The 20691-nt window shown below is 31.3% G+C and carries 14 protein-coding genes, 1 tRNA gene and 1 rRNA gene; 3 read left to right on the top strand and 13 right to left on the bottom strand.

The genetic code is table 11. From position 1 onward, the window contains the following. Positions 1 to 7 precede the first annotated feature (7 nt). Positions 8 to 3907: a type IX secretion system sortase PorU gene (porU, locus tag ACEQT4_RS09065; RefSeq protein ID WP_370227088.1), complete on the bottom strand. Its 3900-nt coding sequence runs from the start codon at positions 3905 to 3907 to the stop codon at positions 8 to 10. A 263-nt stretch (positions 3908 to 4170) separates the two neighbouring features. Between porU and gldJ the strand changes: the two genes are divergently transcribed. Next, the gene (gene gldJ / locus ACEQT4_RS09060; RefSeq protein WP_027880336.1) at positions 4171 to 5850 is read left to right on the top strand and encodes a gliding motility lipoprotein GldJ; all 1680 of its coding nucleotides are present in this window, start codon (positions 4171 to 4173) and stop codon (positions 5848 to 5850) included. A gap of 69 nt (positions 5851 to 5919) precedes the next feature. Continuing rightward, complete coding sequence (gene murF / locus ACEQT4_RS09055; protein ID WP_370227084.1) at positions 5920 to 7200, top strand: UDP-N-acetylmuramoyl-tripeptide--D-alanyl-D-alanine ligase; 1281 nt, start codon at positions 5920 to 5922, stop codon at positions 7198 to 7200. Positions 7201 to 7236: 36 nt separating this feature from the next. On the opposite strand, the gene ACEQT4_RS09050 is transcribed toward murF, so the two are convergent. From ACEQT4_RS09050 to ACEQT4_RS09005, 10 genes are all read right to left on the bottom strand, one after another. Continuing rightward, positions 7237 to 7311 (bottom strand) — tRNA-Val (locus tag ACEQT4_RS09050). Between the two features lie 64 nt (positions 7312 to 7375). Continuing rightward, positions 7376 to 8593, bottom strand: coding sequence for a folylpolyglutamate synthase/dihydrofolate synthase family protein (locus tag ACEQT4_RS09045; RefSeq protein WP_370227082.1), 1218 nt, complete (start codon positions 8591 to 8593; stop codon positions 7376 to 7378). Between the two features lie 5 nt (positions 8594 to 8598). Further along, entirely contained in the window at positions 8599 to 9462 is an 864-nt protein-coding gene (locus tag ACEQT4_RS09040) for an energy transducer TonB (RefSeq protein ID WP_370227080.1), read from the bottom strand. A gap of 7 nt (positions 9463 to 9469) precedes the next feature. Next, positions 9470 to 9862: a biopolymer transporter ExbD gene (locus tag ACEQT4_RS09035; protein ID WP_027880332.1), complete on the bottom strand. Its 393-nt coding sequence runs from the start codon at positions 9860 to 9862 to the stop codon at positions 9470 to 9472. 1 nt (position 9863) lies between these two features. Then, entirely contained in the window at positions 9864 to 10568 is a 705-nt protein-coding gene (locus ACEQT4_RS09030) for a MotA/TolQ/ExbB proton channel family protein (RefSeq protein WP_223077362.1), read from the bottom strand. A gap of 51 nt (positions 10569 to 10619) precedes the next feature. Beyond that, complete coding sequence (gene nhaD, locus ACEQT4_RS09025; RefSeq protein ID WP_106678782.1) at positions 10620 to 12014, bottom strand: sodium:proton antiporter NhaD; 1395 nt, start codon at positions 12012 to 12014, stop codon at positions 10620 to 10622. Positions 12015 to 12021: 7 nt separating this feature from the next. After that, positions 12022 to 13248 carry a Glu/Leu/Phe/Val dehydrogenase dimerization domain-containing protein gene (locus ACEQT4_RS09020; RefSeq protein WP_370227076.1) on the bottom strand — a complete coding sequence of 409 codons (1227 nt, stop codon included), beginning with the start codon at positions 13246 to 13248 and terminating at the stop codon, positions 12022 to 12024. A 163-nt stretch (positions 13249 to 13411) separates the two neighbouring features. Further along, positions 13412 to 14920, bottom strand: coding sequence for a hypothetical protein (locus tag ACEQT4_RS09015; RefSeq protein WP_372521216.1), 1509 nt, complete (start codon positions 14918 to 14920; stop codon positions 13412 to 13414). After that, on the bottom strand, positions 14913 to 15560 hold the full coding sequence (locus tag ACEQT4_RS09010) for a hypothetical protein (protein ID WP_027880327.1): 648 nt from the start codon (positions 15558 to 15560) through the stop codon (positions 14913 to 14915). The genes ACEQT4_RS09015 and ACEQT4_RS09010 overlap by 8 nt, the downstream gene beginning before the upstream one ends. Before the next feature lie 95 nt (positions 15561 to 15655). Further along, complete coding sequence (locus ACEQT4_RS09005; RefSeq protein ID WP_370227071.1) at positions 15656 to 16720, bottom strand: anhydro-N-acetylmuramic acid kinase; 1065 nt, start codon at positions 16718 to 16720, stop codon at positions 15656 to 15658. A 94-nt stretch (positions 16721 to 16814) separates the two neighbouring features. On the opposite strand from ACEQT4_RS09005, the gene ACEQT4_RS09000 reads away from it, so the two are divergent. Continuing rightward, positions 16815 to 17957 (top strand): acyl-CoA dehydrogenase, encoded by a 1143-nt coding sequence (locus ACEQT4_RS09000; RefSeq protein WP_027880325.1) that lies wholly within the window; start codon positions 16815 to 16817, stop codon positions 17955 to 17957. A gap of 54 nt (positions 17958 to 18011) precedes the next feature. On the opposite strand, the gene ACEQT4_RS08995 is transcribed toward ACEQT4_RS09000, so the two are convergent. Together ACEQT4_RS08995 and rrf are read right to left on the bottom strand one after the other, a co-directional pair. Beyond that, positions 18012 to 20450, bottom strand: coding sequence for a helix-turn-helix domain-containing protein (locus ACEQT4_RS08995; RefSeq protein ID WP_370227070.1), 2439 nt, complete (start codon positions 20448 to 20450; stop codon positions 18012 to 18014). A gap of 97 nt (positions 20451 to 20547) precedes the next feature. Continuing rightward, a 5S ribosomal RNA gene (rrf, locus tag ACEQT4_RS08990) occupies positions 20548 to 20654 on the bottom strand. Positions 20655 to 20691 lie beyond the last annotated feature (37 nt).

The raw sequence follows: 20691 nt of genomic DNA, 5'->3' as shown, positions 1-20691 counted from the left end.
TTTATTATTATAGTATTACAAGTTTCTCTATTTTCTCTGTAGTTTTATTTGTTGAAGGCGAATGTACTTTTAGTTTATAAATATAAGTTCCTTTTCCTATTTTTTGACCAAAATCGTCACGTCCGTCCCAAATAATATCTCTTGAGGTTCCTGCTGCAGAGCCACCACAACATGAACCACCGTTTGCTCCTGTTGTCCCGTTAAGTGTTCTCACCAATTTACCTGATATTGTAAATATCTGGACTGAAATGTTTAATGCTTCTGAGCTATTATGACTAAACCAAAACTCTGTATAATTTACAAAAGGGTTTGGATAGTTTAAGACGTTTGTTAAAACTAAATTTTCATTTTCTTCATGCACTACAAATTGTATCTCGGTAGTAGAAGAATTATTGTATACATCCCATGCTTTTAGTGATAAGGTGTGTAAGCCTGGCTCTAAATTTCTTAATGGATAAGTTAATGACCCTTTAGTATAATTGTCTACATCTGCAGTGTAGTAATCATTTAACACAAATGGGTTAACCTCATCACCATCTAAAATCGCAACTATATCATGCCCGATACCACTTGCTGTATTAATACCGTTTTCATCTTCTAATTTTGCTAAGATCATTGGTGACTCGTTAGTAATTCCTCCAGAAACAAAAGTTTCATCATTCATATATAATTGGATTGTTGGTGGTAAATTATCTTCTGCTGCATCTGGATTTATACCTCCAATTTGTAGTGTATTAATACTAGCGCCTGTTTTGTCTTCTAAGGAGTCTTCTTTTACAGCATAAAAACTAACTTTACCATATCCTACAGGAATACCAATATCTTTAGGAACGATAAAATCGAACTCAAATTGCCCATTGGTTACAGAAGCTTGACCTCTAAACACTAATGCTCCTAAAGTTGTAAAATCTAAATAAATAGTCCCGTTATTATTTGTTGTATTATCGTTAGCTAAGGTTTGTCTTTCAATTTCTTTATCATAGATTGTTGCTGTTAAAGTACCATTATAGTCTGTTAACACATTTCCATTAACATCTGTTACCTCTCCAGAAAGCTTAGCGTAACTTAACGCTTGTAAAACATCTGTGTTTTGGTCTACTGGAACATCATTTATTTTTGTTAGCCTTATATTAGGCTGAGGAAATGCTAACTTTAATGCAGGATCACCGATAAAAAACGCCAGACTTTTTTGAGATGATGTAAATGATGGATCATTTTTTGCTAATCTTAAAGCTTCTGCAGCACTAGGATATTCATGATCGTCATAAGTATCTTGATCACTAAAAGAAAATAAATATTCTTTTAATATTTCATTAAAATCTCTTCCTACAGTTACAAATATTTGTCTAGTAGTGGTTATTAAACCTATTGCTCCTGCATCTTTATTCCAATAAATTAATTCTCCAGCAGTTTCTCTTAAAGGGTTATCAAACCTTGTAAATTCACAAGTTACGGTAATAAACAGATTTAATTTACACTCGTTATTTAATGCTTGTACGTCTGGTTTTTGCATGATACGCTCTTTTGCTAAACCATCTTCTCCTCCATGTCCAAAATAATCTACAACTAAAGCTCCTTTTTCTATTGCATTTGCAATCGCAACATTTACTTCTGGATATCTATCTCCTCCAGCAGAAGCCACTTGTTGATAAGCATCTGAATGAATTTTTGTTACATTTATATAAGGTTTATTTAAAGACACTTCATTAGCTATTTGATCTGTTGTCTCTTGCAGAGTTGCTTCCCATTGTTCATCAACGTCATCTGATATAACTACAAAGTTGTTTCTCCAACCACCTAAAGCATCTTTAGAGTGATAAGTAACAATTTTATCTACCATATCTTTTGCTAATTGTGGAGAATCTGCTACGATACGACCTATTGCAACATCTAATTTATTTGCACTGTTATAAGCATCTAAGTTTCCTTCTCCTAAATCTAAATACCCATAAAAGTCATCTGAAATAAAAGAGTTAGAAAGATTAAAACTACTGTAAGCATTCCATGTTGGAAAATTATATGTGTTTGATGAAATTCTTCCTTTGTAATCAAATGATGAGTCTCCAAAAAGACACAGGTATTTAAGTTTATTTTCTGGTGAACTTGCATTATCATAAACGTATTTTACAAAGTTTCTTATAGCTGCAATATCTGGGTTTCCTGTAGCAAATTCTTTATAAATAGAGCCAAGCGTTACAACCTTTACATTTAACCCATATTTTTCACGATTAATTTGAGCCAAACGATTAGCTTGTCCTAAATGAGAAGTTGTTGTTAGTATTAAATAATCAATATCCTGAAAATTTCCGTTGTTATCTAAAAAAATTGAGCCTTTTAAATTTTGATTACCAACTATAGCATTTTGAGGTATTGTAGGTATGTAATAGTCTTGAGAGGTTACTGCTACAAATTTATTCTCTACACCTAAATTTGTATTAAAATTTAATGTAGCGTTTCCTTCATTTACAATTGAAGATACGTTATATAAATCTGTAATATTCCAAACTTCTTGAACTTGACTTGCATTTGATAAAGTGTAAGATGCTACACCAGTTCCTTGAAAAGCTAATCGGTTAAAGAATTTAAATTGATCACCAATAAAATCTAAATCTCTTACTGCTTCTACACCTATATAATCTAAATATCCATTTGCACTTGGATTACCTTGGTTATTGTAATTTAAACCAATATTGATCGTATTTGAACTTACATTAATATTTTGAGTAAGACTACCGCCTGTCGCATAAACGCCATCTGAAGAATTTGCGCTAGAATGATTAATACTACCTATTTGAGTACCATTAACACTAACTCCAAAAGTTGTACTATTAGATGCGGTAGATGCGGTATGCACTCTAACATTTACTGGTTCTGTAACAACTAAATTAGGAAAATCAAAGCTAAAGCTTTGAGAGTTTTCTACATTAAACTCTTCTCCAAACCATCTTCGCCCTACAAAAACAAGATTTCTTTCGTCTACTTCATGAAATTTATAGTCATGAAAAGTAGTAAATGATGCACTAACACTTCCTGTTGGTTGTATGTAATTCTGTATACGTTTACCATTGCCAGAGCTTATATTTATATAGTAAACCGTTTTATCGGTATAAGGATTTATATTAGTATTAATACTTGTATTATAAACATCTGCAGATGGTCCTTGAGCATAAAATAATATATAATCAGAATCATTAAAAACACCATCCGTTTCTCCTACTACTTTAATTGCGTTTTCAATTGGATCAAAAGGAAAATTTGCTACGTTATTGTAAGGCATCATCATTCCGCCATAACCATATATCTTGATATTTCTTGGATCTACGTTATCTACATTAACTCCTAGTTGACTTAAAAAAGATTTATTTAAAATATAGACTCCAGATTTTTGGACTTCAAACTTATACCAGCTTCCGTTTGCTAATACAGAGTTAGTGACAGAAAAAGAACTTGAGCTTCTAAAAGAATTTGAATTACTAGTAGTGTAATTAATAGTAAAAGACTTCACCCTTTTTATACGGTTTCCTTCTTTAACAAAGGTTTTAAGCCTAAATACAGCATAGCTATCTTTTCTCCCTCTCGCATTTTTTAAAGAATATTCTAAAGTAGAAGGAATTGAAGAGAGTTTTAATCCCTTTAGCTCTTCTCTAGTTACTGTTTGATAGGTTACATTGGATAGATTTACAGAATTTTCATTAACTGGTATTGATGTTTTCCATTCGTTAGAATAAATAACACCATTATCTAAATCAAAATTAAAATTTTCTTCAGGTAAAAATGCTGGAACAACAACCGAAAAGCCATCTGCTTTAAGTGTTTTGTACGAATCCCAATTTAAGGTTACACTTTTCTGTTGAGAAAAAAGTGGCAAAACAAATAGTACAGCAAGTACAATTAAAATCTTTTTCATTGCAATAATAACGTCTAATTTTATATGATATTATTTAATTCTTAATAATTTCATAAAACAGTTTCAAAATTACAATAATAAAATTGAAATAAACACGTTATAGTGACTGAAAACAACGATAAAATTCACATAAAACATCGTTGTAAAGTAAATAAATAGGATTAAGTGCGATATTTTTTTTATTCAAAAAAGCTAAAATCTCTTGTAGTGTTGGGTATAATTCTTATATTGCGTCCTCTTAAAAACATTTTTATTCTAAACGCATGAATATGAAAAAAGTATTTTTATCAAGGTTATGTCTAGTTTTAGCAGTATCTCTAACCTTGGTAGGTTGTAAAAGATCTGGTGGTGGCTCAAACACTTCAAGAGCTACAGGATGGGACATTAACTCAAAAGATGGTGGATTTCAATATAACACCAAATTTAAAGAGCAAGAAACAGCTCCAGGATTAGTTTTTGTTGAAGGAGGAACTTTTACAATGGGTAGAGTCCAAGACGATGTTATGCACGACTGGAACAATACTCCTACACAACAACACGTTCAGTCTTTTTACATGGATGAAACTGAGGTAACTAACAAAATGTACCTAGAGTATTTAGATTGGATTAAAAGAACATATCCACCAGAAGAAGAAAACTTTAGAGCAATATATAACGGTGTTTTACCAGATACATTAGTATGGAGAAACCGTTTAGGATACAATGAAGTTATGACAGAAAACTATTTACGTCACCCAGGTTATGGAGAATATCCTGTAGTTGGTGTAAGTTGGATACAAGCTGTCGAATTTGCTAACTGGAGAACAGATCGTGTTAACGAATTACAACTTCAAGAAAACGGATACCTAAAACAAGGTAGCGAATTAGAAGCAACTGCAGACGCTAACTTTAGCACTGATACATATATTAACAGTCCAACTCAAACTTACGGTGGAAACGAAGATGTTTTAAGAGGTGGAAAATTAAAAGCTCAAACAAATGCAGCAGGAGAAGAAATTAATGTTTATGCGTCTAGAGAAACAGGATTAATTTCTCCTAAATACAGACTTCCTACTGAAGCAGAATGGGAATATGCAGCATTAGGCTTATCTGAAGTAAGAAGTTATAATGTATATAGAGGTCGTAAAAAATATCCTTGGGATGGACAATATACAAGATCAGGAAAACGTAAGATTAGAGGTGATCAATTAGCTAACTTTAAACAAGGTAAAGGTGACTACGGTGGTATCGCTGGATGGTCTGATGATGGCGCAGACATTACTGCTCAAGTAAAATCTTACGATCCAAATGATTTTGGTTTATACGACATGGCAGGAAACGTTGCAGAATGGGTTGCTGATGTTTACAGACCTATAGTAGATGACGAATTTAATGACTTTAACTATTACAGAGGTAACGTTTATACTAAAAACGTTATCACAGAAGAAGGTACTGTTAAAGTAGTAACTACTGATGAAATTGTTTTTGACACACTTCCAAATGGAGATGTAATTGCAAGAGATCTTCCTGGAGAAATTGCTACGCAACCAGTTGATGAAAAAGAAACATACTTACGTACAAACTTTGATAGAAGCGACAACAGAAACTTTAGAGATGGAGATGTTCAATCTTCAAGATACTACACAGACTTTGATGAAGAAGAAGGTGAAGCTTCTACAGATGAGTTTACAAGAAAAATGTACAACTCACCTAAACACAACATCGAAGTAGATTCTGCAGGAAACTTTATTAGAGAATACGACAAATCAGATAGACGTACTTCTTTAATAAACGACGAAGTAAGAGTTTATAAAGGTGGATCTTGGAAAGACAGAGAGTACTGGTTAGACCCAGCACAAAGACGTTACTATCCTCAAAACATGGCAACAGACTATATTGGTTTTAGATGTGCTATGTCAAGAGTTGGATCTAAATCAAAAGGTAACCGCAAAACAAAAAACTAATTCAATAAATATTTGAATAAATTAAAAGTCCTAACAAATTTGTTAGGACTTTTTTTATACTTTTATTTTATGACAATAGAACAAATACATAATAAATTTTTGAACTGTACAGGTGTATGTACAGACACAAGAAAAATATTTAAAGACTGTTTATTTATTGCTCTAAGCGGCGATAATTTTAACGGCAATACTTTTGCTAAACAAGCACTAGAAAAAGGCGCTAAATATGCTATAATTGATCAAGAAGAATATATTATAGATAATAAAACTATTTGCGTAAAAAACTCTCTAGAAACTTTACAAAAATTAGCAAACTATCATAGAAAACATTTAGACTTACCCATTATAGCCTTAACCGGAAGTAACGGAAAAACAACAACTAAAGAATTAATTAATACCGTACTTTCTAAAAAATATAGAACTGTAGCTACTATAGGTAACCTAAATAATCATATTGGTGTACCACTTACACTACTTTCTATGAATAAAAATACCGAAATAGGTATAGTAGAAATGGGTGCGAATCATCAAAAAGAAATTCAGTTTTTATGCAAAATAGCTGAGCCTGATTACGGATACATAACAAACTTCGGAAAAGCACACCTAGAAGGATTTGGAGGTGTTGAAGGAATCATAAAAGGTAAAAGCGAATTATATGATCACTTAATTGAAAATAATAAAGACATCTTCATGAATGGTGATGATAAAATTCAGCAACAAAAATTAAAAGACTATAAAAAAACAATAAGTTTCTCTTCTTCTAAGGAAGAATGTGATTACCAAATAGAATTTAAAGAAGTAAACCCATTTGTAGCTTTCTTTTTTGACAATACAATAATTGAATCAAAATTAATAGGCACATATAACTTTACAAACCTTTGTGCCGCAACAACAATTGGTAAACACTTTAAAGTATCAACAGATGATATTAAATCTGCTATTGAAAGTTACGTACCTACCAATAATAGATCACAAATAATACAAAAAGGGAACAACCAAATAATAATGGATGCTTACAATGCAAATCCTTCTAGTATGGAAGTTGCATTAGACAACTTAAATAAGCTTTCTGATAAGCGTAAAATAGCTATTTTAGGTGATATGTTTGAATTAGGAAATGATGCATCAATAGAACATCAAAATATAGCTGACTTGGTTACAAAACTAAATCTTGATAAAATTTATCTTATCGGAGAAAACTTTAATAAAGTATCTAGTAAAAACGATAAAATTGAAAAATTTTCTTCTTTTGAAAATTTCAAATTAAACTTTAGAGAAATTAAGAACTCAACTATCCTAATAAAAGGATCTAGAGGTATGGCTCTAGAAAGAGTTTTAGAATTATTATAAAATAAAAAAGGTCTTCAAAAGAAGACCTTTTTTTTGTGGGCGCGAAGGGATTCGAACCCCTGACCCCTTGGGTGTAAACCAAGTGCTCTGAACCAACTGAGCTACGCGCCCTTCGTAATTGGATTGCAAATATAGACTAGTTTTTGAATATGCAAAAACTTTTTTGAAAAAATTTTTAAAAAATTTCTGCCACAACAAAAGTACTTCCTCCAATATAAATCACATCATTATCACTTGCTTTGCTTATTGCTTTATCAACAGCTTCTTTTACAGATAGATATGATTCTCCAACAAAACCTTCACCCAAAAATTGATCTCTTAAAATATTTTGATCCAAACCTCTTGGAACATCAGGTTTACAAAAATAAAATGTGGTTTTTTTAGGTAAAAGACTAAAAATTTGACTTAGATCTTTATCATTAACTACTCCAAAAACAATATGAAGATTATTAAATTGTTCTTTTTGCAATTGTGTCATAGTTATACTCAACCCTTCTTTATTATGTGCTGTATCACAAATAATCTTGGGTTTTGTTTGTAATATTTGCCAACGTCCTTTTAATCCAGTATTCTTTACTACATTTAGAAGTCCGTTTTTTATATTTAAATCTGAAATTTTATAATTTTTCTGTTGAAGAATTTTAAGTGTCTTCAGAACACCTTTAATATTTTTCTTCTGATAATCTCCAAGCAAATCAGTTGAATACTTCGTTTTAATTATTTGATCTGCAAAAAATATTTTTGAGTTATTTTGATTAGCTACTTCTTCAAAAACAGGTTTAGTTTCATTATGGGTTTCACTAATTACTACAGGAACATTAGATTTAATTATACCTGCTTTTTCTGAGGCTATTAATGGTAACGTTTCTCCAAGAAACTGTGTGTGATCATAACCAATATTGGTAATTAATGAAACTTCTGGAATGATAATGTTTGTTGAATCTAATCGTCCTCCTAAACCAACTTCTATTATAGCAATGTCTACTTTTTGTTTTGCAAAGTAGTCATACGCCATACCAACGGTCATTTCAAAAAAAGATAATGGATTTGATTTAAAAAAAGCTTTATTTCTTTTAATAAAACCAATTACAAACTGCTTGCTTACTTCTACTCCGTTAATCTTAATTCGTTCTCTAAAATCTTTTAAATGAGGTGACGTGTATAACCCAACTTTATAACCTGCTTCTTGTAAAACAGATGCTAACATATGACTGCTAGATCCTTTACCATTGGTACCAGCTACATGGATAGATTTAAATTTATGCTGTGGATTATTTAAGTGATTAGCTAACAACAATGTGTTAGTCAAATCTTTTTTGAATGCTGTTTTACCTTGCTTTTGGTACATTGGAAGTTGAGTAAACATCCAATTAACAGTCTCTTGATAGGTCATGGCTTTTATTGCCCTAATTTAAAATTAATACTCACAAAACCTACTTGACGGATTGGCGCATTAGGATCTGCTTTCCATTTATGAGATAATGCAATTTTACGAGCTGGTTCTAATAAACATTGAGCTGTATTTTTTGTGCCTTTTGCTCCTGGTTCTGCTTTAACAACGTTTCCGTTTTGATCTACCTCAATTCTTACAACAACTAATCCTGCTTCATTACAATCTTGTTTATAAATTTGCTTTGTAGGTTTACCTCTCCCATTTAGTCCGTAACCAACTCCGCCACTTCCAGTACCTGGATCACCAAAATAACTTGGCGCATAAGGATCTCCGTTTAACTGACCTTTATCGCCTGCTTGGTTGTCATTACCTTCGCTTCCGCTAGATTCACCATCGGAGTTATTAAGTCCACCCATCATAGCATCTAGCTGCGCTTTCTTTTTAGCTTCTTCTTGACGCTTTTTTTCTTCTGCAGCAGCTTTTTCTTTGGCTTTTCTTTCGGCTTCTGCTTTTGCCTTAGCTTCTGCTTCTTTCTGCTTTTTTATTGCTATTGCCTCCTCAGACTCTTGAGTAATCACTTCTTCTGAAGTTTCATTAGTAGACGCTGCAGCTTCTTCCTGAGTTTCTTCTTGTGCTTGTTCCTCTTGTGGTTGCTTATTAATGTTTAAACCTTCAGATTTAACCGGTTTATCTGGTTGCACATTACCACTACCTACTGCAGAGTTACCGAAATTTACTGAAACACCATACTCTATTGGCGGATCCATATATTGAGGTCCAACAACAAATAACAATAGCAATAAAATAAGCACAATTAGTGCTGTTATTTTTGCTGAATTTCGTTCGTGTTTGGTGTTTAAATATTTCATTTAAAAATTACTTCGACTTAACTGCTAAAGTAGATTTTATCTTATTGCGGTTGGCTATATCCATAATATAAACCACATGTTTCATCTCTACATCTTGATCCGATCGTATAGTGATACTAGGCGAATCTGACTGACCAACTTTTGCTAAAACTTCTGCTTCTAAATTATCTTTAGACACTTTTTTCATGTCTACATAATAATTTACATCCTTATCTACGCTTACAGAAACATTTTTTGTTTGCGTCGTTTTACTAGAAGACTTTGGCAATAGTAAATCTATAGCTTCTGCTGAAACTAATGTGGATGCAATCATGAAAAAGATAAGCAATAAGAAAACAATGTCGGTCATTGACGACATGTTAAATTCTGGTGTTACTTTATTTCTTCCTCTTAATCGCATATTAACTAGGTTCGTTTAATAAGTCTAAAAACTCTAGCGAATTAGCTTCCATTTGATACACCACTTTGTCTGTTTTAACAACTAAATGGTTATATGCTATGTAAGCAACAATACCTACTATTAAACCTGCTACAGTAGTTGTCATTGCGGTGTATAAACCGTCTGCTAATGTTTTAATATCTATAGATCCGCCAGAATTAGCTATTTCAAATATTGATAAAATCATTCCTATTACCGTTCCAAGAAAACCGATCATTGGCGCTGCACCAGATATAGTTGCTAAAACGCTTACGTTTTTTTCTAGATTATAAATTTCTAATCTTCCTGCGTTTTCTATTGCTGTATTGATATCTTCTAAAGGTTTACCAATTCTTGAAACTCCTTTACTAATTAATCTTGATACTGGCGAATTAACTGTTGAACACAGGTTTTGAGCTGAATCAATTTTTCCGTTACTAACGTAATCTTTAATTTGATTCATAAAATTAGCATCTATTTTAGAAGCCTCTTTTATGGTTAAAATACGTTCAAAGTATATGTATAAAGTAAAGATTAGCATCAAAATTAAAACCGCTATAATAACCATACCTGCTGTACCACCAGAGGTAATTAGTTCTATTATAGATAAAGTTTTTTCAACTGATTCTCCATCTTGTAAAACTTCAGAAGCTTCTTGAGCAGTGTCTTGAATTAAATTGCTTATCATATTTAAATTTTAGGTACCTATATGTAACGTTTCAATTTAGAATTTCGTCTATTAAAATAAAGTTCTTGTCCAGAAAAAGGTTAATGCACCAGCTAAGAAACCGATTAAAGCTAACCAAGCTATCTTTTTTAAGTACCAGAAAAAGTCAATTTTTTCCATACCCATTGCTACAACTCCTGCTGCAGAACCAATAATTAACATACTTCCTCCAGTTCCGGCAGAGTATGCTATAAAGTGCCATAACTCGTTATCCATAGGCTCTGAGAACATTCCTAAACTTGCCGCAACTAATGGTACGTTATCTATAACCGCAGATCCAATACCTAGTAATAAAATTACTAAATCAGAAACACCTTCTCCGTGTAATTCTGTTCCAATCATTGGCACACCTTCTTTTAAAGTAGTTGCAAACCCAAATAATATTCCTAAAGATTCTAACGCAGCTACTGCCATTAAAATTCCTAAAAAGAATAAAATACTTGGTAACTCAATCTTTGATAAAGAGCTGTGTACAGGACTATGATGTGCATGAGAGTCACTTTCTGTATGATCCACTTCTGCTAAACTAAATTTAGAAGAACTATATATTTCTGCAAAAACAGCTACTACACCAAGAGCAAACATCATACCTACATATGGAGGTAAATGCGTTACTGTTTTAAAAATTGGAACAAAAACAATAGCTCCTAAACCAAGGTATAACATTGTAGAACTAAATCTACTTTTTGGTTTATCATCTGCACTATCATCTTGTTCTAATTGACCTTGAAATGATGGTAAAAATGAAGCTATAAAAGTTGGCACAACCATACAAACTAAAGATGGTAATAATAAATAGCCTACTAAGTGACCAACAGACACTTTATTTGCAATCCAAAGCATAGTTGTAGTTACGTCTCCAATTGGTGACCAAGCACCACCAGCGTTTGCTGCAATTATAATAATACCTGCATACCAAATACGTACGTTTCTATCTTTTACTATTTTTTGTAAAATAGAAATTAAAACTATGGTTGCTGTAAGGTTATCTATTATAGCAGAAAGTATAAAAGCTAAAATGGAAAATATCCAAAGTATGTTTTTTTTCTTTTTAGTTTTTATGAATGTTTTGATTGTAGAAAAACCATCAAAATAATCGATAATTTCTACAATTGTCATTGCTCCTAATAAGAACACTAAAATCTCGGCTGTTTTACCAAGATGATGTAATAATGTTTCTTCCATTAAGTGCATTTTACTATCATGCGCCATAGATGTAAAACCATCTACTAAACCATGATTTGCAGAGTCAAACCATTGAGGGAAAGCATCTATCCCTAAAGAAATTAATGCCCAACTTATAGCCATCATAACTAAAGCTGGTATAAGTTTATCTATTTTTAAATTATGCTCTAAAGTAATTGCTAAATAACCAATTACAAATACAATAATAATTACTGATTCCATGTTTTATTTAAATAAGTTGTTTAAGTGCTATTTCAAACGCTGTTTTACTAATTTCAGTCTTTAAAGGACTTTTATCGTAAACATTTTGAATTGCTTTTTTGATTATGTCTGAAGTATCATTAAAAATAGCTTCATCTGTCATTTGTACTTTACGCTCCATAAAATAAGCAAATACACGTGCCATACCACAGTTAGAGATAAAATCTGGTATTAAACTTACACGCTCATCGGTTTGTTCCATTATTGGTCCAAAGAAAATTTCTTTATCTGCAAACGGTACATTTGCGCCACAAGAAATGACTTCTAAACCTGTACTTATCATTTTGTCAATTTGATCTTGAGTAATTAAACGTGATGCTGCACATGGTGCAAAAATTTCTGTTTCTAGAGACCAAACGCGCTGATTCATTTCTTCAAAAGGAATCATGTTTTCTGCTAGTAAAGTATTTCCGTTTTTATTTAAGAAGAACTCTTTAATTTCTTCAAAAGTAAATCCGTTTTCATTAATTACTCCTCCAGAAATATCTATAATTCCTACCACTTTTGCTCCCATTTGAGCTAAGTAATAAGCTGCTGCAGAACCAACATTACCAAATCCCTGGATTACAGCACGTTTTCCTTTTATATTTCCGCCATAAATTTCATAATAATGTTTTACTGCTTCGGCAACGCCATAACCAGTAATCATATCTGCAACTGTATATTTTTTTGAAACGTCTGGTGAATAGTTTACGTTTTCTAAAACCTTGATTACACCTTGACGTAATTGACCGATACGGTTAATTTTGTCTGCTTCTGTAGGTTGAAAGTGACCATTAAATACACCTTCTTGCGGATGCCAAACACCTGAATCTTCTGTGATTGGAATTACTTCGTGAATTTCATCTACATTTAAATCTCCACCAGTACCATAATAACTTTTTAATAATGGTGAAACTGCTTTATACCAACGCTCTAAAACACCGCGTTTTCTTGGGTCTTTTGGATCAAAATTTATTCCTGATTTTGCACCACCAATTGCTGGTCCAGATACCGTAAATTTTACTTCCATTGTTTTGGCTAGAGATAAAACTTCGTTCATATCTAATCCCTTGCGCATACGTGTACCGCCACCAGCAGCGCCACCACGCAAAGAGTTTATAACTGTCCATCCTTCTGCATCTGTTTCTGAATCTTTCCAGTTAAATACAATTTCTGGAGCCTTATTTTCGTAAATTTTTAGTAAGTCTTTCATTTAGTTATTTAAGAATAAAATCAACTAGTTAGTTTAGGTTTAAACAAATTTTTAGTTGATTCATTTTATTGAAGAATTGTTAATTAGTAACAACAAATATAAAAAACAAAAAATGGCTTTAAAAGTAAAGCCATTTTTATTATTATAAATTATTGTTAAGTTTTTAGTTTAAAGTCATTTTTCCAAATGCATGATATAAATTACCATAGCCATAAATAGCAAAATTATTAGTATCTATTTGCTTTGTAAAGGTTGGTGCAAAGTCTATTATTAAATCTTCGCCGCCAACTTTACTGTCCCAAAATGGTACAATTGTTTGATCTCCTGTATCATCAATTGTGTTTAAAATAACTGCTCTTGCTTCGATTTTTCTACTACCTAAAACAATTTTTTTCTCTTTTAAAACGTATTCTTTTTCTGTTGTTAGCAGATTTAATTTTCCGTTATTTAAAAAAGGATAAAATGAGGCTATACGCTTAGCTTCGTTTTTATAAGTATCTGAATATTTTAAGTAAGACTCGTACTTTACTTGTCCTGCTGTATCTAACTTTACAACTATTCCTGGACCTATATTATGCGTGTAATCATACTCAAAACTTGCGCCTTCTTTTAAGGCACTTTCGGATTTAAAACATTCGCCTATTAAATAGATATTGTTATCTTCTGTTATTACATTTTGAACTGTTAAATCTAAAAAGCCTTTACCTAAAACTTTTTTAAGTATAGCGTCTGACCAACCTTGATTGCTTACTAAATTTCCGTTAGTTATATCGTAAAGAAAATAGCTTTTATCTTTTTTTCCGCCAACCGAAATTCCTGGTTTTACATTATCTGTTGCAAAACCTATTAGATAATTTGTATTAGCTACAGTTATTACTTTACTGTCTGAGATATAAAACTCTGAAGCTGAAACTTGTTGTGTCTTTATATCTGTTCCGTTTATTGTAATAACAGCTGTTTTTGGTGCTTTTTTAAAAATATCTGTATGTTTTACAATATGTATTGTTTTATCATTAGTGATGTAAAGCTGTTCTTTGTAAGCTCTTTCGCTTTCAAAATTTAAAGTGAAATTTGAATTAGCTATTTCATTTAAATCTTTATCAAATAAAACTGTTGTAATTTTTTCGTTTTGCTTTTTCTCAAAAACATTATTTACTAAAACAGCTATTGTGTTTTTGTCTGGAGAAATTTCTACATTAAAAAAACCTGAGTTATTTACTTTTTCTATAGGTAAGGTAAACAGCTCTTTTTCTTCTGAAATAGTAAAGCTATTATTATCAAATACCTGGACGTATAGCACGTTTTTACCATCTTTTTTTAAAGCTATATTTGAGAAAAAGTAAAGTTTATTATCGCCTTCTATAACATTTATTAAAGTAGCATCCATGCGTTGACGCTGTGGTAATTTAAAATTTACATCTTTTAAAACTTGACGATTGTAATCGTGCTTTGTAATGTAAATTAGCTTTGGTGCGTAAACATGAGATCCTGATTTTTCTATACTATAGATTGTAAAATCTTCTGTTGTTGGAAAAATAATATTCGGATTTTGATATCCATTATGACCATTTTTTGCCCAATCTGTCCAAGTAAAATTGGCGGTTTGAGAAAACACTGTTGTAGATAGTAATATTAACAACAGTGTTATTTTATTAAATTGTATCTTATTCAAAATGTGCGTTGTATTCGTTTACAATTTTTAAAATACCTAAAACACGATATCCTTTTTCTTTGCTTTTTATTTTTTTAGCTAATTCTGGGTAATCACTAACGTATTTACTCATTACATTTTTAAAGCTAAACAATACTTTTGGCGAAGCAAATTTTAGGTAATCATCACCATCTTTTACTGCTAACACTTCTGTTTGAATTTTTGTACCATCAAAGTCTAAAATAATCTCTTTGTTACCATCTTTTTTAAGTGTCATTTCTGCGCCTTTATCATCTTCTACTCTTATGTAATAATCAAAAAGACTAATTTTTCCTTCTACTGTTCTTAATAAAAAGACTTTTGTTTTTCCGCTTAAACCTTCGTAAGGATGTGTTTCGTAATAATCTTCTCCAATTTTATAGGCTTTTAAATCTTTTGGATCATAAACTACTGGTTTATCATCTAAAGTTTTGAAGAATTTCACTTTACGTTGACTTTTAATTTTTAAGAATCTTTTTAAGTAACCTTCTATTTTTTCTCCTTTATTAGTGATTACGTATCCTGGTAACTTTTCTGATCTGTCTTCCCAATTATCATCAAAATCTTGAGCATAAGTTAATCCAGAAATTAGTAATGCAAATGCTAGTAATAGTTGTTTCATTTTTTAATTATTTATTAATTGTTATTATTTTTTGATATCCTTTTCAAAAGCTGTACCAAAGCTTCAAAAGTAAGTAAACTACTGATATTGTAGTGTTAAATTTTATAAATCTTCCCAGAAGAGTGATCTTTACTTGCTCCTGTAACAGATGCTAAACAGTTATTTTCTTTTCTTAATTTTAATACACCTAAAAAGCCAAATATTAATGCTTCTTTAAATTCTATTAATTCAGCAGATGGAATAACGATTTTAGCATTGGTTAAAGCTTTAATTCTTTCAACTAAAAAGTCATTATACGTTCCGCCACCAGTTAGCAAAACAGATGCATTATCTTTTTGGTTAATCACCTTTGCAATTTGTTGCGCCACATGAAGAATCATAGTGTGCAAAATATCTTTTACTTCTAATTTGTAGTTATCTATTAATGGAAAAATTTGCCGATCTACCCATTCCAATCCTAAAGATTTTGGATATGATTTTTTATAGAAATCTAAAGCGTTTAATTGCTCTAATAATTGTTGATTTATTTTTCCTTGTGAAGCTAAATGTCCCTTATCGTCATAGTCAAATCCTAATTGTTGTACATATTTATTAAGTACAATATTAACTGGACAAACATCGAAAGCGATGCGTTGCTTATTAATTAAGGTAGACACGTTCGCAAATCCGCCAAGATTAATACAATAATCATATTCCGAAAATAAAAGCTGATCACCAATTGGTACTAATGGCGCGCCTTGACCACCAAATTTCACATCTTGTACTCTAAAATCACATACAACAGTTTGCTTTAGTTGTTCTGCCAATACAGGTAAATTCCCGATTTGATACGTTAATTTTTGTTCTGGTTGGTGTAGTGCGGTATGACCATGAGAGCAAACAGCATCAAGGTGATTTATGTTATTTTTTTTAATGAAAGTCGAAATAACTTCAGCTAAATAATTAGTGTAATCAACATCTATTTGTTGTAAATCTTTTGTAGATTGTTGGGTTAAGTTTTTAAGTTTTCTAAGCCAATCTTCAGAATAGGAAACTGTAGTCGAATTTAAAATTTGAAATTGCCAAGTATCTTTTTTAATAAAATTAATTTCAGCTAAATCAATTCCGTCTAAAGATGTTCCAGACATAACACCTACTATGTGATAATTTTCTTTTAACATATCGAGTAAAAATAACTATAACGATTGAAAAAATGCTAATAAAAAGTTATCTTTGAAGACATTTTTTATTGAATTAACAATTTTATATACCACTATGGATTTTAATCTTACAGAAGAACATTTAATGATTCGCGACGCAGCTCGTGATTTTGCAAGAACAGAATTATTACCTGGCGTTATAGAACGTGACGAAAAACAAGAATTCCCTCAAGATTTAGTTAGAAAAATGGGAGAACTTGGATTTATGGGAATTATGGTAGACCCAAAATACGGTGGAAGTGGTATGGATGCGATTTCTTACGTATTAATTATGGAAGAGTTATCTAAGATAGACGCGTCTGCTTCTGTAATGGTTTCTGTAAACAACTCATTAGTTTGTTACGGTCTTGAAGCTTTTGGAACAGAAGAGCAAAAACAAAAATATTTAACAAAATTAGCTACTGGTGAGCAAATTGGTGCATTTTGTTTAAGTGAACCAGAAGCTGGTAGTGATGCAACATCGCAAACAACTACTGCAATAGACAAAGGTGACCATTATGTAATTAATGGAACAAAAAACTGGATTACCAATGGTGGTAGATCTGATGTTTATTTAGTAATTGCACAAACAGACAGAGAAAAAGGACACAGAGGAATCAATGCTTTTATCGTTGAAAAAGGTATGGAAGGTTTTGATATTGGTCCTAAAGAAGATAAATTAGGAATTAGAGGAAGTGATACACACACGCTACAATTTAACGATGTTAAAGTACCAAAAGAAAACAGAATTGGTGAAGACGGATTTGGATTTAAATTCGCAATGAAAACACTTTCTGGTGGACGTATTGGTATTGCTGCACAAGCTTTAGGTATTGCTTCTGGAGCTTACGAGTTAGCTTTAAAATATAGTAAAGAGCGTAAAGCTTTTGGTACCGAAATTTGTAACCATCAAGCTATTGCTTTTAAACTTGCAGATATGTATACTGAAATTGAAGCTGCACGTATGTTAGTTATGAAAGCTGCTTGGGATAAAGACCAAGGTAACAATTACGATATGTCTAGCGCTATGGCAAAATTATACGCTAGTAAAGTTGCAATGGAACAAACGGTTGAAGCTGTACAAATACACGGTGGAAATGGTTTTGTAAAAGAATACCATGTAGAGCGTTTAATGCGTGATGCAAAAATCACTCAGATTTATGAAGGTACTTCTGAAATCCAAAAAATTGTAATTTCTAGAGGTGTTATTAAAGGATAACGTTTCAATTATATAAAATTAAAAAGGCTTCACATGTAATGTTGAAGCCTTTTTTTATGAGTTTAATTCGTCTAAAACCAACCTGATTTCACCATAACTATATTTATCATCTAGTTGATGTTTTAAATCTGAAAGTGTATCAAACTTTTGTTTTGGTATTAACTCTTTTAATTCTTGATAATGGGTTTTTGGCATTAAATCGGAAATTTTAATTTCACCAGATTTAATAAATTTAGCTAAATGACCAAATATTGTATTTTCATTTAACTCTCTAATGTGAGCAATTTCTTCTATTGTTTTTCCGTCTTTAAAAAGTGCTAAAGACTCTTTTTGTGTATCTCCCTTTTTATGTTTTGGCTTTTCTTCTTCTGCAAATTCAAATTGAGTATCATCTGAAGTATCAATATCATTCTCTTCACAATACTCTCTAATTACAGTCAAAATATCGTTTCCATATTTATCAACTCGTACTTTACCAAAACCATTGACTTGTAATAATTCTTTTTTGGTTGTTGGTAAGGTTTCGCACATCTCGTAAAGTGCTTTTTGGGTAAAAATTTGATAGTGAATTAAATCGTTTTCTTGAGCCAGTGTGTTTCTTAATTCTCTTAACAGCTCAAATAATTCGATATTTGTAGTACCATCAATGACAGTTTTTCTGAGTTTTTTTGGTTTGTCTTTAGTTAAAAAGACCGATTTTGCTCTTAGACCTAAAAAATTATTGACTTCAAAACCTTGATTTAATTCAGAGAAGTAAAGTTTTTTAGTGGCTATAAGTTCTTCAATTGTATCTAATTGTTTGCTAATATCTTTATCTAAAGCTTTGTTATCTGTGCTAAAACTAAAGTTTTGATAAGCATCTATAATTTTGCTTTTAGTTTCTTCAGAAAAATAATTAATAGCTTTTTTAAAACGTTCTTGTATAACCTGATCGTTTTCTGGCAACTTATCTTGAGCTAATTCTTTTAGTTGAATTTTAAATGAATTAGCTACTTTCAGTAAGTTTGTAGCACAATCCTTAATAATGGTTAAAGGTTGCTCTACATTACCTTCAATACTTCCTCTATTTTTATAATAGATATCTAGAATTCTATTTACAGGATATATAAATTGAAAAAAAACAAAAACTTCTGAAATTAATTGAAGCTGAAAAATTGATTTTGATTGTTCTAGTTCTTTTTCATCTGGTTGGTTTTCTTCAGCTTGTTTGGTAAAATTAAGAACATTGGTGTCACTTATAATATGTCTTGAATCAATCTTACTTTTTAAGACTAAACCTTCTAAAGATTTACATCTACTTAGGGCAACATAGGTTTGACCATGCGCAAAAGCACCTTCTGCATCAATAACAGCTTTTTCGAAAGTTAATCCTTGACTTTTATGGATTGTAATTGACCAAGCTAAGCGTAAAGGCATCTGCGTGTAGCTTCCAATTTTGTCCTCTGTTATGGCATCTGTTTCTTTGTCTACTTTATAGGTAATATTTTCCCAAGTTTCAGGTTTTGTGATTATAGTAAAATCATCGTCAGGACATTTTACAACGACTTCGTCTTTATCTAAATGAATTACTTTTCCTATTTTCCCATTGAAATAGCGCTTTTCTGGTGAGCTATCGTTTTTGATAAACATGACTTGTGCTCCTACTTTTAATACTAGTTTATCCTCGTTCGGATAAGAAAACTCTGGGAATTTACCTTGTACTTTAGCTGAATAACTAAATAATTTTGTTGAAAGTTTATCTAATTCTGACTTATTAACTTGATCGGCTTTAAGGTTGTGAGTAGTTAAAAATATGTAACCTTCCTTTTCTGAAGGTGAAAAATTGGGATTAAAACGTTTATTAAGTTCTTCTATTGAATTTTTAGATAAGTTATTAGACCTTATTTCATTTAAAATCTTAATAAACTTAGGATTATCTTGTCTATATATGTGTTTTAGCTCAACAGTTATTGGATTACAATATTGATACGCATGGCTACTAAAAAAATAAGCATTGTTGTAGAATGGTTTTAGCAATTCCCATTCATTATCTCTTACAACAGGTGACAACTGTTGTAAATCACCAATCATAAGAACTTGCACACCACCAAACACTTGATTTCTGTTTTTATATCGTTTTAAAATTTTGTCAATAGCATCTAATAAATCAGCTCTGACCATACTAATTTCATCAATTACTAATAAGTCTAATGATTTAATAATATTAATTTTAGTCTTACTAAATTTATTTTTAAAACCACTAGCATTAGAAAGAATATCATCAGGAAGTATAGGTCCAAATGGTAATTGAAAGAAAGAATGAATAGTTACACCTTTAGCATTAATTGCTGCTACACCCGTAGGTGCAACAATAACCATTCTTTTAAGTGAATTTAATTTTAATCTATGAAGAAACGTTGTTTTCCCAGTTCCAGCTTTACCTGTTAAGAAAATATTTCGTTGGCTTTTGTTTACAAAATTCCAAGCTAATTCTAACTCTTTATTTATTTCCATCTTCTCCAAAATAAAAGAAATAAACATATTAAAAAGCATAAATAGAAAACTAAAAAACAAAAAAAAGTCCTCAACAAAAAAATGTTGAGGAATTTAAAAAAGGCGACGACCTAATCTCCCACAATGTAGTACCATCGGCGCTAATGGGCTTAACTTCTCTGTTCGGAATGGTAAGAGGTGAGCCCCATCGCTATAATCACCTTAAATCTTTCGGTGTATGTAGAATATTCTACTTTACCGT

The organism is Mesoflavibacter sp. (genome assembly GCF_964226795.1).
GTDB classification, from domain to species: domain Bacteria; phylum Bacteroidota; class Bacteroidia; order Flavobacteriales; family Flavobacteriaceae; genus Mesoflavibacter; species Mesoflavibacter zeaxanthinifaciens.
The sequence above is the reverse complement of the archived record's forward strand: the minus strand, read 5'-3'. Positions and strand labels throughout refer to the sequence as shown.

Bases quoted from the DNA above. Each gene is read 5' to 3' on its own strand.
- porU (WP_370227088.1), bottom strand. From the start codon at position 3,907: ATGAAAAAGATTTTAATTGTACTTGCTGTACTATTTGTTTTGCCACTT.
- gldJ (WP_027880336.1), top strand. From the start codon at position 4,171: ATGAATATGAAAAAAGTATTTTTATCAAGGTTATGTCTAGTTTTAGCA.
- murF (WP_370227084.1), top strand. From the start codon at position 5,920: ATGACAATAGAACAAATACATAATAAATTTTTGAACTGTACAGGTGTA.
- ACEQT4_RS09045 (WP_370227082.1), bottom strand. From the start codon at position 8,593: ATGACCTATCAAGAGACTGTTAATTGGATGTTTACTCAACTTCCAATG.
- ACEQT4_RS09040 (WP_370227080.1), bottom strand. From the start codon at position 9,462: ATGAAATATTTAAACACCAAACACGAACGAAATTCAGCAAAAATAACA.
- ACEQT4_RS09035 (WP_027880332.1), bottom strand. From the start codon at position 9,862: ATGCGATTAAGAGGAAGAAATAAAGTAACACCAGAATTTAACATGTCG.
- ACEQT4_RS09030 (WP_223077362.1), bottom strand. From the start codon at position 10,568: ATGATAAGCAATTTAATTCAAGACACTGCTCAAGAAGCTTCTGAAGTT.
- nhaD (WP_106678782.1), bottom strand. From the start codon at position 12,014: ATGGAATCAGTAATTATTATTGTATTTGTAATTGGTTATTTAGCAATT.
- ACEQT4_RS09020 (WP_370227076.1), bottom strand. From the start codon at position 13,248: ATGAAAGACTTACTAAAAATTTACGAAAATAAGGCTCCAGAAATTGTA.
- ACEQT4_RS09010 (WP_027880327.1), bottom strand. From the start codon at position 15,560: ATGAAACAACTATTACTAGCATTTGCATTACTAATTTCTGGATTAACT.
- ACEQT4_RS09005 (WP_370227071.1), bottom strand. From the start codon at position 16,720: ATGTTAAAAGAAAATTATCACATAGTAGGTGTTATGTCTGGAACATCT.
- ACEQT4_RS09000 (WP_027880325.1), top strand. From the start codon at position 16,815: ATGGATTTTAATCTTACAGAAGAACATTTAATGATTCGCGACGCAGCT.
- ACEQT4_RS08995 (WP_370227070.1), bottom strand. From the start codon at position 20,450: ATGGAAATAAATAAAGAGTTAGAATTAGCTTGGAATTTTGTAAACAAA.